Origin of the sequence: Micromonospora sp. WMMD734 (assembly GCF_049178975.1) — a bacterium.
Lineage (GTDB): Bacteria > Actinomycetota > Actinomycetes > Mycobacteriales > Micromonosporaceae > Micromonospora > Micromonospora wenchangensis.
This window is the reverse complement of sequence record NZ_JBMHMK010000001.1, coordinates 4,504,269-4,519,683: the sequence shown is the minus strand read 5'-3', so window position 1 is coordinate 4,519,683 and position 15,415 is coordinate 4,504,269. Positions and strand designations below refer to the sequence as shown.

At 71.2% G+C, this 15,415-nt stretch carries 14 protein-coding genes; 9 read left to right on the top strand and 5 right to left on the bottom strand.

All coding sequences use genetic code 11. The features are described 5' to 3' along the window. The first annotated feature begins 78 nt into the window (after positions 1-78). On the top strand, positions 79-699 hold the full coding sequence (hpf, locus tag ACN267_RS19165; RefSeq protein WP_204956561.1) for a ribosome hibernation-promoting factor, HPF/YfiA family: 621 nt from the start codon (positions 79-81) through the stop codon (positions 697-699). A gap of 111 nt (positions 700-810) precedes the next feature. Here the strand turns inward: hpf and ACN267_RS19160 are convergent, their stop codons facing one another. Further along, positions 811-1,950 carry a GNAT family N-acetyltransferase gene (locus tag ACN267_RS19160; RefSeq protein WP_421489292.1) on the bottom strand — a complete coding sequence of 380 codons (1,140 nt, stop codon included), beginning with the start codon at positions 1,948-1,950 and terminating at the stop codon, positions 811-813. Then, positions 1,947-3,101, bottom strand: coding sequence for a GNAT family N-acetyltransferase (locus ACN267_RS19155; RefSeq protein ID WP_421489291.1), 1,155 nt, complete (start codon positions 3,099-3,101; stop codon positions 1,947-1,949). Before ACN267_RS19155 ends, ACN267_RS19160 begins: the two co-directional genes overlap by 4 nt. A 170-nt stretch (positions 3,102-3,271) precedes the next feature. Here ACN267_RS19155 and secA point away from each other — a divergent pair, with 170 nt between their 5' ends. Next, positions 3,272-6,199, top strand: coding sequence for a preprotein translocase subunit SecA (gene secA, locus ACN267_RS19150; protein WP_281900333.1), 2,928 nt, complete (start codon positions 3,272-3,274; stop codon positions 6,197-6,199). 194 nt (positions 6,200-6,393) lie between these two features. Here the strand turns inward: secA and ACN267_RS19145 are convergent, their stop codons facing one another. Both ACN267_RS19145 and ACN267_RS19140 read right to left on the bottom strand, forming a co-directional pair. Further along, positions 6,394-6,975: an Rv3235 family protein gene (locus ACN267_RS19145; RefSeq protein ID WP_421489290.1), complete on the bottom strand. Its 582-nt coding sequence runs from the start codon at positions 6,973-6,975 to the stop codon at positions 6,394-6,396. 102 nt (positions 6,976-7,077) lie between these two features. Continuing rightward, positions 7,078-7,305, bottom strand: coding sequence for a helix-turn-helix domain-containing protein (locus ACN267_RS19140; protein ID WP_067306191.1), 228 nt, complete (start codon positions 7,303-7,305; stop codon positions 7,078-7,080). A gap of 197 nt (positions 7,306-7,502) precedes the next feature. Here ACN267_RS19140 and ACN267_RS19135 point away from each other — a divergent pair, with 197 nt between their 5' ends. Then, positions 7,503-8,012 (top strand): DUF6912 family protein, encoded by a 510-nt coding sequence (locus tag ACN267_RS19135; RefSeq protein WP_204956566.1) that lies wholly within the window; start codon positions 7,503-7,505, stop codon positions 8,010-8,012. Positions 8,013-8,028: 16 nt separating this feature from the next. On the opposite strand, the gene ACN267_RS19130 is transcribed toward ACN267_RS19135, so the two are convergent. Next, entirely contained in the window at positions 8,029-9,015 is a 987-nt protein-coding gene (locus ACN267_RS19130; RefSeq protein ID WP_204956567.1) for a hypothetical protein, read from the bottom strand. A 418-nt stretch (positions 9,016-9,433) separates the two neighbouring features. On the opposite strand from ACN267_RS19130, the gene pruA reads away from it, so the two are divergent. The 6 genes from pruA to smpB all read left to right on the top strand — a co-directional run bounded on the left by pruA (position 9,434) and on the right by smpB (position 15,368). Further along, entirely contained in the window at positions 9,434-11,062 is a 1,629-nt protein-coding gene (gene pruA / locus ACN267_RS19125) for an L-glutamate gamma-semialdehyde dehydrogenase (protein WP_281900327.1), read from the top strand. A gap of 218 nt (positions 11,063-11,280) precedes the next feature. After that, a complete protein-coding gene (locus tag ACN267_RS19120) occupies positions 11,281-11,796 on the top strand; it encodes a PadR family transcriptional regulator (RefSeq protein WP_067306179.1) in 516 nt (171 codons plus the stop codon). Positions 11,797-11,860: 64 nt separating this feature from the next. Beyond that, positions 11,861-12,982 carry a peptide chain release factor 2 gene (prfB, locus tag ACN267_RS19115; RefSeq protein WP_204956569.1) on the top strand — a complete coding sequence of 374 codons (1,122 nt, stop codon included), beginning with the start codon at positions 11,861-11,863 and terminating at the stop codon, positions 12,980-12,982. A 118-nt stretch (positions 12,983-13,100) separates the two neighbouring features. Then, entirely contained in the window at positions 13,101-13,781 is a 681-nt protein-coding gene (ftsE, locus tag ACN267_RS19110) for a cell division ATP-binding protein FtsE (RefSeq protein ID WP_088642977.1), read from the top strand. A 70-nt stretch (positions 13,782-13,851) separates the two neighbouring features. Then, on the top strand, positions 13,852-14,727 hold the full coding sequence (ftsX, locus tag ACN267_RS19105; protein WP_204956570.1) for a permease-like cell division protein FtsX: 876 nt from the start codon (positions 13,852-13,854) through the stop codon (positions 14,725-14,727). Between the two features lie 161 nt (positions 14,728-14,888). Further along, entirely contained in the window at positions 14,889-15,368 is a 480-nt protein-coding gene (gene smpB / locus ACN267_RS19100) for an SsrA-binding protein SmpB (protein ID WP_204927317.1), read from the top strand. Positions 15,369-15,415 lie beyond the last annotated feature (47 nt).

Below are 15,415 nucleotides of genomic sequence, written 5' to 3'. Positions count from 1 at the left end.
TCGACGCTCCCAGGGGCCCTCCCGAGGTCGCGCGACCGGATTCGAAGATCAGCCGGCCATCCGGAAAAGGGAGGTCACGTGGACATCGTGGTCAAGGGTCGAAACGTCGAAGTGCCGGACCATTACCGGGTACACGTAGCGGAGAAACTCGCAAAAATCGAACGCTACGATCACAAGCTCATCCGGGTCGATGTGGAGCTGTTCCACGAACGCAATCCCCGGCAGTCCGACACCTGCCAGCGAGTGGAGATCACCTGCGTCTCCCGGGGCCCGGTGATGCGGGCCGAGGCATGCACGAACGACTTCTACAGCGCGCTGGACGCCGCGATCGCCAAGCTGGACACCCGACTGCGCCGGGCGGCCGACCGCCGCCGCGTACACCGGGGTCGGCACGCGCCGATCTCGGTCGCCGCCGCCACCGCCGGTCTGCCGGTGGCCGGCCTGAACGACGCGGGCGTGTCCGCCGGTGGCACGGCCACCGCCGTCGAGGAGCGCCCGGAGGAGCACGACGACCAGCCCTGGCACATCGCGCGGGCGAAGGTGCACCCGGCCGACCCGATGACCGTCGATGACGCCCTGTTCCAGATGGAACTCGTCGGCCACGACTTCTACCTGTTCCACGACAAGGAGTCCGGCCGCCCCAGCGTCGTCTACCGTCGCCACGCCTACGACTACGGCATCATCTCCCTCGACACCTGACCCACCCGCACCACCTCCCTCCGGCCCGCCGCCCTCCGGCCCCGCCGTCCTGCGGCGGTGATCAAGAGGTTTGCGTCAGAGTGGAAGATCCAATTGACGCAAACCTCTTGATCACCCGGGAAGTGGGCGGGGGGCGGTGGGGTCGGTGGGGAGGAAGGACCAGAGGACGGTGTCGGGGCGGGGGGTGTCCGGCGTCGGAGCGGGGAGGCGGGCGCGCATGACGCCCTCGCGGTGGAAACCCGCCCGGTCCAGCACCCGCTGGGAGGCGGTGTTCCAGGGGGCCGTGCCGGCCCAGAGGCGGGCCAGGCCGACCTGGTCGAACGCCCAGCCGGCCAGCAGCCGGACCGCGCGGGTGGCCAGCCCCCGGCCGCGCGCCTCGGGCAGCAGGCTGTAGCCGATCATCGCCTGGCCGGTGGCCGGCTCGTCGTGGATCAGGGCGCAACCGCCGACCATCGTGCCGGTCACCGCGTCACACAGCGCGAAGTCGGCCGCCCGGCCGGTCAGCCAGTCGCTCTCGGCGACGGCGCAGCGCCGGTCGATGTCCGCCCTGGTAGGTGGGCCCGGACGGACCCGGGTCGCCACCACCTCGGGTCGGGTGTGCAACCGGTGCAGCACCTCGGCGTCGGGAGGCGCGAGTCGGCGCAGGGTCACCACCGTGTCGGTGAGCCGCCCGTCGGGCAGGTCCGGCAGCAGGCGCGGGACCGGGCCGGGCGGGTCGTCGGCGAGGCGGACCCAGGCGAGCAGGTCGTACCGGTCGCCGTCACGGCCCGGGCCGGCAGCCCGGCGTACCCCTTCAAGGCGGAAGCCGGCGGCCAGCGCGACCCGCTGGCTGGCCGGGTTCTCGGCCCCGACCAGCAGCTCCAGCCGGGCCAGGCCGGCCTGGAAGGCGGCGGTCGCCAGGGCCCGGGTGGTGGCGGTGGCGATCCCGCGCCGCCGGGCCCGCGGTGCCACCCAGTAGCCCAGCTCCGCCTGCCCCCGGCCCGGCACCACCTGGCTGAGCCCGGCCCCGCCGACCAGCCGGTCGGTCCCGGCATCGACGATCGCGTACGCGGCCCCGCCGCTGCGCCACGCCGCCGGGGCGCCCTCGGCGATCCACCAGTGCGCGTCGGCGACCGTGTAGGGATGCGGCATCCCCACCGGGTTGAACCGCAGGTTCACCGGATCGTCGCGGCCGGCGGCGAGGTCCTCGGCGTCGTCCGGCCGGAACGGTCGCAGCCGCACCGGGCCGGCCTCGACGACCTCCGGGGTCACGTCAGGTCCTCGGCGAGCAGTGCGCCGATCCAGGCGTCGACCCGCTGACCCCGCTGCGACACCCCGCCCCGCAGGGTGCCCTCGACGGTGAAGCCGGCCTTCTCGGCGGCCCGCCGGGAGGCGGTGTTGCCGACGTGGGCCCGCCACTCGACCCGGGCCAGGTCGAGGCCGGTGACACCCCAGGCGGCGAGCGCGCCCAGCGCGGCCGGCATCCAGCCCCGGCCCCGGGCGTGCGGTGCGGTCATGAAGCCGACTTCGGCCCGCAGCGGGTCGACGGGGTCCAACCGCAGGTCGACGGTGCCCGCGAAGGCGTCGTCCGGGTCGGCCAGCACGAAGCACGCGCTGCCGCCCCGGGCCCAGGCCAGCCCGCCGTAGGCCAGGTACCGCTCGGCGTCGGTGCGCTGGTAGGGGTGCGGCACGCCGGTCCACCTGACGGTGTCCGGGTCCCGGCAGGTGGCGGCGACAGCGTCCAGGTCGCGTTCCTCCATCGGCCGCAGCCGGAGTTCGACGTCGCCGGCGGTGGCGAACAGGACGGGCTGCGGCCGGCCGAACACGGCGGCCCGCCGGGCGTCCAGAGTGCCCGGCCCGGCCGGACCGTCCGCGCCGGCCGCCGGCACCTCGCCGGGCAGCAGCGAGCCGACCCAGCCCTCGACCCGGCCGTCCCCGGCGGGTCGGGCGAGCCGCAGCTCACCGGAGATCTGGAAGCCGGCCCGCAGGGCGACCAGCCGGGAGAAGTGGTTGCCGACCTCGGCCTGCCAGATCAGCCGACGCAGCGCCAGGGCGTCGAAGGCCCAGCGGGCGACCGCCCGGGTGGCCCGTACGGTGACCCCCCGGCCCCGGGCCCAGGGGGCGGTCCAGTAGCCGATCTCGCCGGTCTCGACCTCCCGGTCGACCGCGACCAGCCCACAGGAGCCGAGCAGTTCGCCGGTGCCGGCGTCGCAGACCGCGAACGGTGCCCCGCTGCCGTCGGCCCAGGCGCGGGGGCTCACCTCGGTGACGAAGCCGTGGGCGTGTTCAGGCCGGTACGGACGCGGTACGGTGGTCCAGCGCTGGATGTCCGGGTCCTGGCAAGCCCGGTGCACGTCGTCCGCGTCCGAGGCGAGCCACGGACGCAGCAGCAGGCCGTCCTCGATGATCTCCACAGGCTCCATCCGAGTCATCGTGCCGGATCGTTCGCGGTGGGCGTAACCGGATAACCGCCGGGCGGCGGGTTGAGCCGAGCGTTATGTCGGTTTGGTCGGGTCGGACCGCCGCCACCAGTGACCATCGCGCCGACTGAGCGCCTACGATGGTTCGAGACTGTCTAGGGGAGCGTTGATCCGTGTCGATTCTGGAAAGGGTCCTCCGCGCGGGCGAGGGCCGTATGGTGCGCCGGCTGAAGGCCATCGCCGCCGCCGTCAACTCGATCGAGGACGACTACGTCAACCTCACCGACGACGAGCTGCGGTCACTGACCGACCAGTACCGGGAGCGGCTCGCCGACGGTGAGACCCTCGACGACCTGCTGCCCGAGGCGTTCGCCACGGTGCGCGAGGCGGCCGCCCGGGTGCTCGGCCAGCGGCCGTACGACGTCCAGGTGATGGGTGGCGCGGCCCTGCACTTCGGCAACATCGCCGAGATGAAGACCGGTGAGGGCAAGACGCTGACCTCGGTCATGGCCGTCTATCTCAACGCGCTGTCCGGCAAGGGCGTGCACGTGGTCACGGTCAACGACTACCTGGCCCAGCGTGACGCCGCCTGGATGGGCCAGGTGCACGAGTTCCTCGGCCTGACCGTCGGCGTGGTGCTGCCCAACCGGCCGGCCGCCGAGCACCGCGCCGCCTACGAGTGCGACATCACCTACGGCACCAACAACGAGTTCGGCTTCGACTACCTGCGCGACAACATGGCCTGGTCCCGCGACGAGCTGGTCCAGCGCGGGCACAACTTCGCCGTGGTCGACGAGGTCGACTCGATCCTGATCGACGAGGCCCGCACCCCGCTGATCATCTCCGGTCCCGCCGAGCACTCCGCCCGCTGGTACGGCGAGTTCGCCGCCGTGGTGGGCCGGCTCCAGGCCGGCAAGGACGGCGAGGGCGACTACGAGGTCGACTACGCCAAGCGCACCATCGCGGTCACCGAGCGCGGCGTGGCCAAGGTGGAGGACCGGCTCGGCATCGACAACCTCTACGAGTCGGTGAACACCCCGCTGGTCGGCTACCTCAACAACGCGATCAAGGCCAAGGAGCTCTACAAGCGCGACAAGGACTACATCGTCAGCGACGGCGAGGTCCTGATCGTCGACGAGTTCACCGGGCGCATCCTGCACGGCCGCCGCTACAACGAGGGCATGCACCAGGCGATCGAGGCCAAGGAGGGGGTGGAGATCAAGCAGGAGAACCAGACCCTGGCCACCATCACCCTCCAGAACTACTTCCGCCTCTACGAGAAGCTCTCCGGCATGACCGGTACGGCCCAGACCGAGGCGGGCGAGTTCAACAAGGTCTACAAGGTCGGCGTGGTGACCATCCCGACCCACCGGCCGATGGTCCGTGAGGACCGCGCCGACGTCATCTACAAGACCGAGAAGGCCAAGTTCAACGCGGTCATCGAGGACATCGCCGAGCGGCACCAGGCCGGCCAGCCGGTGCTGGTCGGCACGGTCTCGGTGGAGAACTCCGAGATCCTGTCCACGCTGCTGCGCCGCCGGGGCATCCCGCACTCCGTGCTGAACGCGAAGTTCCACGCCCGCGAGGCCGAGATCGTCGCCCAGGCCGGCCGCAAGGGCGCGGTCACCGTCGCCACCAACATGGCCGGCCGCGGCACCGACATCCTGCTCGGCGGCAACGCCGAGTTCCTCGCCGCCAGCGAGCTGCGCCAGCGCGGCCTCGACCCGGCCGAGCAGGAGGACGAGTACGCCAAGGCGATGGAGGAGGTCCTGCCCACCTGGAAGCAGGCGTGCGAGGCGGAGGCCGAGGAAGTCGCCGCCGCCGGTGGGCTCTACGTGCTCGGCACCGAGCGGCATGAGTCCCGCCGGATCGACAACCAGCTGCGCGGTCGGGCCGGCCGGCAGGGTGACCCGGGCGAGTCCCGGTTCTACCTCTCGCTCCAGGACGAGCTGATGAAGCGGTTCCGGGCCGGTGCGGTCGAGGCGGTGATGGAGCGGTTCAACATCCCGGAGGACGTGCCCATCGAGTCGAAGATGGTCACCCGGCAGATCAAGAACGCCCAGGCCCAGATCGAGGGCCAGAACGCCGAGATCCGCAAGAACGTCCTCAAGTACGACGAGGTGCTCAACAAGCAGCGCCAGGTGATCTACGCCGAGCGGCTGCGGGTGCTCAACGGCGAGGACCTCTCCGACCAGGTCCGCAACATGATCGACGACACCGTCGGCGCGTACGTGGTGGGGGCCACCAGCGACGGTTACGCCGAGGACTGGGATCTCGACCAGCTCTGGGCCAGCCTCAAGCAGCTCTACCCGGTGGGTGTCACCGTCGAGGAGCTGGAGGAGGAGGTCGGTTCCCGGGCCGGCCTCGACCAGGACTTCCTGCTCGCCCGCCTCCGGGAGGACGCGAACGCCGCGTACGACCGGCGCGAGGAGAGCCTCGGCGAGGAGGCCACCCGCCAGTTGGAGCGGATGGTGCTGCTCCAGGTCATCGACCGCAAGTGGCGTGAGCACCTCTACGAGATGGACTACCTCCAGGAGGGCATCAGCCTGCGGGCGTACGCCCAGCGCGACCCGGTCATCGAGTACCAGCGCGAGGGCTTCGACATGTTCGCCACCATGATGGAGGGCATCAAGGAGGAGACGGTCGGCTTCCTCTACAACCTGGACGTGCAGGTCCAGGAGCCGGAGCCGGAGGCCGAGGAGGTCCAGCTGCTGGAGAAGCCGGTCGAGATCCGCGCCAAGGGCCTCAACCGTGCGCCGCAGCAGCAGGGGCTGCAATACTCCGCCCCCACGATCGACGGTGAGGCGGGTGCCGGTGCGGTGGCCGTGGAGCGGCCCGAGCCCGAGCCGTCCGCGCCGGCGCTCGGCATCGGGGGTGGGCAGCCGCAGGCTCCGTCGCAGGCCCGACCGGCCGCCGGCGGGTCGCGTCGGCCGGCTGCCGCCGGGGCGAGCGGTCAGGCCGCCGCAGCCAGCACCGCCAGGCGGAACACCGGCCCGGTCGACCGGGCCGCCGAGGGTGGCCCGTCGCGCAACGCCCCCTGCCCGTGCGGTTCCGGCCGTAAGTACAAGCGCTGCCACGGTGCCCCCAACGGCGGCGCCTGACACCTCACCGCAACCTGTGCCGGGGACGCCCTCCCGCTCGACAGAGCGGGAGGGCGTCCCCGTCTCTCTCCCCGGCTGCCCCCACCCGCTTCTGCCCGGTGATCAAGAGGTTTGCGTCAGTTCGATCGTCAAAGCTGACTCAAACCTCTTGATCAACACGGCTGGGTAGCCCCACCCGAGCCGGGTCGGGTGGGTCAGATGACCTGGAGGGCGGTGCAGAGCCAGGTGCCGCGACGGTGTTCGAGGCGCAGGGCCATCGCCCAGCTCCGGCCGCCGCCGGTGACCACGGCGGCCACCTCGACCGCTGCCGGGCGCGGCTGGCACACCCGCAGCCGGAGCAGGTGGACGGCGGGCCGGGTGGAGCGTCGCCGGACTGGCGGGGTACGGGCGGCGGCACGGGCGATCTGCTCGGTCACCTCGACGGTGCGCCCCGGCTCGACCAGGGCCCGGATCTGGCCGGGTGGCCGGTAGCCGTTGAGGATCTCCAGGCAGGTGCCGACGAACCGGTGGGCGGCCCGGTTCGCCTCGGGGGTGCTGGTGGCGGGCGGCGGCAGGGGTGGGGCGGCCGGGTGCCCGGGGCGGGGCCGTGGATCGGGTCGGCGGCCGGCGGGTCGGCCGGCGGCGGGCCGACCGGTGCCGAACAGGTCGAGGGCGAGCTGGCCGGGTGGCCGGGGCCAGAGATCCGGCGCCTCGTCGACGTAGGGCGGGTCGGCGACGGGGGCCGGGCGTAACCGGATCGGCGGCCGGGTCGGCCCCGGACGTCGGGAGTCGGCCATCGTTGCCCCCTCGTTCTCTGCGTTTGCCTTCGTTTGCTTCCGACAGCGTCGATTGTCGGACACGGCAACACCCAGGGTCAATGGCTCAGCGGGATGGCCCGGTCACTCCGGGTCGCGGTCGGTGAGCGGGTTGCCGCGTACCCACTCGGCGGTTTCGGCGTACTTGAGCTGGATGTACTCCTCCAGCCGGGCCCGCTCCACCCGCCACTGCCCCCGTCCACCGATCTTGATGGCGGGCAGCTCGCCGCTGCGTACCATGTGGTAGACCTGCGAGTCCGACACGTTCAGCTCGGCGGCCACGTCGGAGAGCAGGAGAAACCTCGGCTCCACGGAAACCCCTCGGCTTGGCGTCGTTCGGCCCAGTTTGCCACCGACAGCCTTCCCCGCCCAGCACCGCGTGTCCGACCGGTGCGGCGGCTTCCCCCGGGGCGGTGCGCGGTGTATGACGGTCGGGACGTACGGCATGATCGACGTTCGGGGCGGCCACCCGCCGTCCCGGTGGGCGGAGACGACCAGGGGAGACGACGGTGGGCGACGAGCTGGTCCGGGTGTACGTGCCGGCGACCGTGCCGATGCTGGCCCTGCTGCGGGAGCGGGGGCTGCCGGCCAGCGGCGGCCACGCGGTCACCCCCGCCCTGCGCGAGTGGTACGCCGAGGGCGACGAGGAGGAACTGGAGTACGTCGCCTTCACCCGGGCCGCCCAGGACGCCCTGCAACTGCTGCGGGAGGACGCCGACGCGCCCCGCCGCCGGGTCGTGGTGTCGGTGGACCTGCCCGCCGGGGCCGTCGGCCGGGGTGACGGTGAGCTGGGCTCCAGCGGGGTGGACCTCGACGGGCCGCTGCCGGCGTCGGCGGTGGCCGCGCTGCACGTGGACGGGGCCGAGGCGGTCGGGGACGTGGCCGCCGCCGTGGACGTGGTGGTCGAGGCGCTGGCCGGTGACCCGGATGCCCAGTTCACGGTCGACGGGGTCGAGGACCACGAGCTGGAGTGGTACGACCCCTCCGAGTGGGAGCTGCTGCTGCGAACCGCGTCCTGACCGGGGCGGGGCCGGGTCAGGACTCGGCAGGGTCCTGCGGGTCGTCGTCGCGCGGGGCCGGGCCGAGGGTGCGGCCGAAGAGGACGACCGTGGTCAACGCGCCCACGAAGAGCACCCAGATGCCGTTGTCGATCCGCGAGGTGCCCATGCTGGTCTGGGCCACCGCGTCCGCCTCGCTCAGCGCGCCGGCCAGATCCAGCAGGGTCCGCCCGCCGATCCGGATGATCACCTCGGTGAGCAGCAGGAACAGGCCGGGCCCGGCCCCGGCGAGCAGATAGGCGGGCCAGCGCGGGGCGGTGGCGTCGGGGGCGTGCCGGACGGCCCGGCGGCGGGCCCAGGTGAGATAGCCGAAGGCGAGCAGCCCGGCCACCAGCCCGCCGAGCAGCGACTCGGTGCGGGAGACCCACTTCGCCGCGCCGACCAGCGACGCCTGGGAGTCTCCCGCGCCGAACAGGTCGAACAGCGGGTCCCGGGCCTGGCTGAACAGCACCACGAACAGCAGCGTGCCGAGGGCGGCGGTGACCACCGCGCCGACCGGGCCCGGGGTACGCGCGCCCGCGAGCGCGCCACCGATGACTGCCGCCGCCGCGCTGGTGCCGGCGATGGTGTTGGTGGTGGCGTTGTCGGCGTACGTCAGGTTGATCGCCAGCGCGGTGCCCAGCCCGACCAGCATGCCGGCCCCGATCGCCGCGGCGAAGCGCAGCGCGGCCCGGTCGCCGAGCCGGCGGGCGGCCAACTCGCTCGCGGCCAGCGCGACGGCAGCCCCGGCGACCAGGGCGGCGGAGATCACCCCGGGCAGGGCGAACGCGGACAGCGTGATCGCGGTGAGGCCGACCGCCGCCGAGTGGATCGCCTCCCGGGTGGACCAGAGCATCGCCGCCAGCCAGCCGAGGGCCAGCACCGCCAGCACGGGCGTGCCCGGGGCGTAGCCGGTGCGCCCGGCCGGCTCCTGCGGCGACCGGTCGATGGACTCGGCCGTCGGGCTGCCGGGCTGGTTGCTCATCGTCTCCCCTTCGACACGGCGCCACCCCGGCACCGGGGCGGGCCCTCGCGCGAACCAGCGTACGCGGGCGGGCCGGACCGCCCCGGGCTGGGCGTGGAGGGCCCTGGCCGGCCCGGGGCGCGGCACCGCCGGCACCGACGCCCGGGCGTGCCGGGGCGGCCGACCGGGTCGGTCTCCCTGCTTTTCTTCGTCCGGATCGCGCTTTCGGTGGGGAATCGTCGCCGTACGGGGGGTGTCCGCCTCGTGATCCACGGTGCGGAGCGGGCGGGGCGTGAGGCCCGCGAGCCGGGCGTGGGAGAATCGCCTGAGGTCCCGCCGCCGCGAACAGCTACCCGCGCGGTGTCCGGCGTCCGGCCGTCCGGTCGGTGCCCGCGGGTCCGATTTCGCCGCCGCTGTCGAGATCGCCCAGGAGCCTGTGATGGACGCCGTGTTCTCCGTACCCGAGCCGCGCAACGAGCCGGTACGCACCTACGAGCCGGGCAGCGCCGACCGGGAGCGGCTGGAGCGGCGGCTGACCGAGCTGGCCGCCGACCGGATCGACCTGCCGATGACCATCGCCGGTGAACAGCGGATGGCCGGCGGTGACCCGATCGACGTGGTCCAGCCGCACCGGCACGCGCACGTGCTCGGGGTCACCGGTCACGCCACCCACGACGACGCCCGCGCCGCCGTACGGGCCGCCAAGGACGCCGCGCCGATGTGGCGGGCGTTGCCGTTCGAGGAGCGGGCCGCGGTCTTCCTGCGCGCCGCCGAGCTGCTGGCCGGCCCGTGGCGGGACACCCTCAACGCGGCCACCATGCTGGGTCAGTCCAAGACCGCCGTCCAGGCCGAGATCGACGCGGCCTGCGAGTTCATCGACTTCCTGCGGTTCAACGTGCACTTCGCCAGGGAGCTGCTGGCGGCCCAGCCGAACTCGTCGCCGGGGGTGTGGAACCGGTTCGACCACCGCCCGCTGGAGGGCTTCGTCTACGCGGTGACCCCGTTCAACTTCACCGCGATCGCCGGCAACCTGCCGTCCGCGCCGGCCCTGCTCGGCAACACCGTGGTCTGGAAGCCGGGCCCCACCCAGCAGTTCGCGGCGCACTTCACCATGCGGCTGTTCGAGGCGGCCGGCCTGCCCCCCGGCGTGATCAACATGGTCACCGGGCGGGGCGAGGAGGTCTCCGACGTGGTGCTCGCCGACCCCGACCTGGCCGGCATCCACTTCACCGGCTCCACCAAGGTCTTCCAGCAGCTGTGGCGCACGGTCGGCGAGAACATCGCCTCCTACCGGGGCTACCCCCGGCTGGTCGGCGAGACCGGCGGCAAGGACTTCGTCGTCGCGCACCCCAGCGCCGACGTCGACGCCCTGCACACCGCGCTGATCCGGGGCGCCTACGAATACCAGGGTCAGAAGTGCTCGGCCGCCTCGCGGGCCTACGTGCCCCGGTCGTTGTGGTCAGGCGGGCTGCGCGACCGGCTGGCCGCCACCGCCGACGCGTTGACCTACGGCGACGTGACCGATTTCGCCAACTTCGGCGGCGCGGTGATCGACGCCCGCGCGTTCGACAGGCACACCGCCGCGCTGGAGCTGATCGCCGGGGACGACAGCTGCCGGGTGCTGGCCGGGGGCACCGCCGACGACACGGTCGGGTGGTTCGTCAGGCCGACCCTGTTCGAGTGCTCCGACCTCGCCCACGAGACGTTCACCACGGAGTACTTCGGGCCGATCCTCGGCGTGCACGTCTTCGACGACGCCCGCTTCGACGACGTGGTCGCCCAGGCCGAGTCGATCGCGCCGTACGCGCTGACCGGGTCGGTCTTCGCCACCGACCGCCAGGTGATCGACGCGGTGGCCGAGAAGATGCGGTACGCGGCAGGCAACTTCTACATCAACGACAAGCCGACCGGGGCGGTGGTCGGGCAGCAGCCGTTCGGGGGCGCTCGGGCCAGCGGCACCAACGACAAGGCCGGTTCGTGGCACAACCTGGTCCGCTGGATGTCCCCCCGGACCATCAAGGAGACGTTCGTGCCGCCGACCGACCACACGTACCCGCACATGGGCTGAACCGGCGACGGCCGGCGGTGGCGTGCGACGACGTCCCCGCCGGCCGGGCCCGCCCGACCCCGGCGACGGGCCGGCACGCCCTGCGCGGTCGGCGGGGCGGCGGTCGGGGGTGGTCCTGGGAGCACTGTCGTCGGCCGACAGTGCACATTGGAAATCCTCCCGGGTGGCAAATCCGGAAATCCTGGACGCCGGGACGGCAAAGTGGCAGCTTAGACGGCATGGCGGATTCCGGAGTCAACCCCACCGCGGCGGCCCTGCTGGGTCTGTTGCACGAGGGGCCGATGACAGGTGGCCAACTGATGGCCGCCGCTGAGCGCCGACTGGCGCCGTACTGGTCGATGACACGCAGCCAGGTCTACCGTGAGTTGCCGGTGCTGGCTGAGCGTGGTTTTGTGCGGCTGGGCAAGCCCGGGCCGCGGATGAGTCAACCCTACGCGATAACCGCGGCCGGCAAGCGGACCTTCTCCCGCTGGCTGGCGGAGAATCCCGGTCGGGACACCATCCGCAACCCGATCGCCCTGCGGATCGCGTTCGGCAACCTGCACTCGGCCAGCCAGCTCAAGAACCTCTACGCCTCGGCCAACGAATACCACACCGAGGCCCTCGCGTACGTCCGCGAACAGGTCAAGACCGCCAAGAAGGAGGGCGACGAGTACGACGCCAGCGCGCTGGAGTTCGCCGTCGCCTACCACAAGGCCGCGCTGTCCTGGCTCAAGACCGCCCCGGTCGGTTGATCATCGGCCCTGGTAGGTGGTGTGACGTGAGCGGACCGCCGTACGCACAGTACCCTTGTCTGTCGTGACCGCTGCCGATTACGCCGAACAGCTCAAGGAACTCGACGCGACCCTGCGCAACATCGAGGCGGTGCTCGACCTCGACCGTCTGCGGGAGGAGAAGGCCCGGCTGGAGGAGCAGGCGTCCGCGCCGGACCTCTGGGACGACCAGGCCAAGGCACAGCAGGTGACCTCGCAGTTGTCGTACGTCAACGGCGAGATCAGCAAGCTGGGCAGCCTGCGGTCCGGGCTCGACGACGCCCGGGTGCTGCTGGAGTTGGCCGAGGACGAGGCCGACTCCGGGGCGCTGGGCGAGGTCGAGTCCGAGATCGCCACGCTGACCAAGGCCATCCAGGAGATGGAGGTCCGCACCCTGCTCTCCGGCGAGTACGACTCCCGGGAGGCGCTGGTCGCCATCCGGGCGGGTGCCGGTGGGGTGGACGCGGCCGACTTCGCCGAGATGCTGCTGCGGATGTACCTGCGCTGGGCGGAACGGCACGGCTACCCGACGGAGGTCTACGAGACCTCGTACGCCGAGGAGGCCGGCCTCAAGTCGGCCACCTTCACCGTCAAGGTGCCGTACGCCTACGGCACGCTCAGCGTCGAGTCGGGCACCCACCGGCTGGTCCGGATCAGCCCGTTCGACAACCAGGGTCGCCGGCAGACCAGCTTCGCCGGGGTGGAGGTGCTGCCGGTCACCGAGCAGACCGACCACATCGACATCCCGGAGAACGAGGTCCGGGTGGACGTCTACCGGTCCTCCGGGCCGGGTGGGCAGAGCGTCAACACCACCGACTCGGCGGTGCGGCTCACCCACATCCCCACCGGCATCGTGGTGACCTGCCAGAACGAAAAGTCCCAGCTGCAGAACAAGGCCTCCGCGATGCGGGTGCTCCAGTCCCGGTTGCTGGAGCGCAAGCGGCAGGAGGAGGAGGCGAAGCTGGCCGGCCTGAAGACCGGCAGCACCAGCTCCTGGGGCGACCAGATGCGCTCGTACGTCCTGCATCCTTATCAGATGGTGAAGGATCTGCGAACCGAGCAGGAGACCGGCAATCCGTCCTCGGTCTTCGACGGCGAGCTGGACAGCTTCATCGAAGCCGGCATCCGCTGGCGCAAGCAGCAGCAGCTCGCCAACGACGCTGCGTGATCGAGCGTGAACGGGGCGCGTCGTCGATCCCGGGTTGACCGGGCGAATCGATGACGCGCCCCGCATCGGCGGGGCGTGCCACTTGGCTCTGCGGTTACACCGCGTAGACTCACGACCCGTGATTCAGCTTGAGCAAGTGACGAAGACGTACCCGAAGGCGTCCCGGCCTTCGCTCGACAACGTGTCCGTCTCGATCGAGAAGGGCGAGTTCGTCTTCTTCATCGGGCCATCCGGCTCCGGCAAGTCCACGATCATCAAGATGCTGCTGCACGAGGTCGCCCCCAACAAGGGCCGGGTCATCGTCAACGGCAAGGACGTCACGTCGATGCGCTCCTGGAAGCGACCCCACTTCCGGCGCTCCATCGGCTGCGTCTTCCAGGACTTCCGGCTGCTGCCGAACCGCACCGCCTACGAGAACGTGGCGTTCGCCCTGGAGGTGATCGGCAAGACCAAGGCGGTGGCCCGCCGGGTCGTGCCCGAGGTGTTGGAGCTGGTCGGCCTCGGTGGCAAGGAGCACCGGTACCCGCACGAGCTGTCCGGTGGCGAGCAGCAGCGGGTCGCGGTGGCGCGGGCGTTCGTGAACCGCCCGCTGATCCTGCTGGCGGACGAGCCGACCGGAAACCTGGACCCGGACACCTCGATCGAGATCATGCGTTTGCTGGACCGGATCAACCGCACCGGCACGACCGTCGTGATGGTCACACACGACTCCAACATCGTGAACCAGATGCGCCGTCGCGTCGTCGAGATCGAAAGCGGCCGCATCGTGCGCGACCAGGCCCGCGGCGTCTACGGGTGAGCCGGCGCTCCACCCCTGCCGTACGACCTGACGACGAACACCTCACGCCGGAGAGCCGGAGGAACACCCGATGCGGATGAAGTATGTCCTGTCCGAGGTACTGGTCGGACTGTGGCGCAACGTCACCATGACCGTCGCGATGATCATCACGATGGCGGTCTCGCTGACCATGCTCGGCGCCAGTGGCCTGATGTACAAACAGGTCGGCGACATGAAGGACCTCTACTACAAGAACGTCGAAGTCTCGATCTTCCTGAAGACCGACGTCACCGAGCAGCAGCGCACCGACCTCGACGCCAAGCTGAAGAGCGATCCCCTGGTCAAGGAGGTCCTCTACGTCAACAAGGATGAGGCGTACAAGACCTTCAAGGAGATGTACCAGGACGCGCCCGACCTGGTGAACGCCGTGAAGCCGGACCTGCTGCCCGAGTCGTTCCGGCTGAAGCTGGTCAACCCGGAGCAGTACAAGAACATCTACGACCAGTACCAGGGCACCGAGGGGGTCGACGTGATCGTCGACCAGAGCCGGCTGCTGGACAAGATCTTCAACGTGCTCACCGCGATCCAGAACATCGCGCTGGCCGCCGCGGTGGTGATGGCGATCGCCGCGCTGCTGCTGGTCGCGAACACCATCCAGGTGGCCGCGTACAGCAAGCGGCGTGAGGTCGCGGTCATGAAGCTGGTCGGCGCGTCGAACTGGTTCATCCAGGCGCCGTTCGTGCTGGAGGCGGTGGTCGCCGGCCTGATCGGCTCGTTGCTGGGCCTGATCGCGCTGATCGGGGCGAAGCAACTGCTGTTCAGTGGCTCGTTGAAGGCGTTGGAGGGGCTGCTCTCGCCGGTCCAGTGGTCGGACATCTTCCTGATGTTCCCGCTGATGGCCGGCGTCGGTGGCCTGATCAGCGCTGCAACCGCCTGGGTCACGCTCCGCTTCTACCTGCGGGTCTAGTCACGCTTGTGCCTGCGGCTCTGGTCACCGCAGGGCTCTCCGACAAGGACCCTCCCGGGCCGGGAAGAAACGGCGCGGGAGGGTCCTTATCGTTCGGGTAGCATGATCCCCGCTCACCGGCCGGGTGGTCGGTGCGCGTAGTGGAAGGGAGGTGGCGCCGGATGCCACGGGAAAAGGGTCGCAAGGTGGTCGCCTCCAACCGGAAGGCCCGCCACGACTACGCCATCCTCGACACGTACGAGGCGGGCATGGCGTTGACCGGCACCGAGGTCAAGTCGCTGCGCGCCGGGCGGGCCTCGCTGGTCGACGCGTTCGCCCAGGAACGTGACGGTGAGCTGTTCCTGCACGGCATGCACATCCCGGAGTACACCCAGGGCACCTGGACCAACCACGAGCCCCGGCGTACCCGCAAGCTGCTGCTGAAGCGGATGGAGATCGACAAGTTGATCGGCAAGACCCGCGAGGGGGGCCTGACCATGGTCCCGTTGCAGGTCTACTTCTCCGACGGCTGGGCCAAGGTCGAGATCGCCCTGGCCAAGGGCAAGAAGTCGTACGACAAGCGGCAGGACCTCGCCAAGCGGGACGCCGACCGGGAGATCGCCCGGGTGTCGGGTCGGCGTGGCAAGGGAATGGACGACTGATTCATCCCCTTTGTCCGGCTCGACGGGCCGGACCGGGGCTCGGGATG

Excerpts from the sequence above, each read along its gene's own strand:
- ACN267_RS19120 (WP_067306179.1), top strand. The coding sequence starts at position 11,281 with ATGGCGGATTCCGGAGTCAACCCCACCGCGGCGGCCCTGCTGGGTCTG.
- pruA (WP_281900327.1), top strand. The coding sequence starts at position 9,434 with ATGGACGCCGTGTTCTCCGTACCCGAGCCGCGCAACGAGCCGGTACGC.
- ACN267_RS19155 (WP_421489291.1), bottom strand. The coding sequence starts at position 3,101 with ATGGAGCCTGTGGAGATCATCGAGGACGGCCTGCTGCTGCGTCCGTGG.
- smpB (WP_204927317.1), top strand. The coding sequence starts at position 14,889 with ATGCCACGGGAAAAGGGTCGCAAGGTGGTCGCCTCCAACCGGAAGGCC.
- ftsX (WP_204956570.1), top strand. The coding sequence starts at position 13,852 with ATGCGGATGAAGTATGTCCTGTCCGAGGTACTGGTCGGACTGTGGCGC.
- ACN267_RS19145 (WP_421489290.1), bottom strand. The coding sequence starts at position 6,975 with ATGGCCGACTCCCGACGTCCGGGGCCGACCCGGCCGCCGATCCGGTTA.
- ACN267_RS19130 (WP_204956567.1), bottom strand. The coding sequence starts at position 9,015 with ATGAGCAACCAGCCCGGCAGCCCGACGGCCGAGTCCATCGACCGGTCG.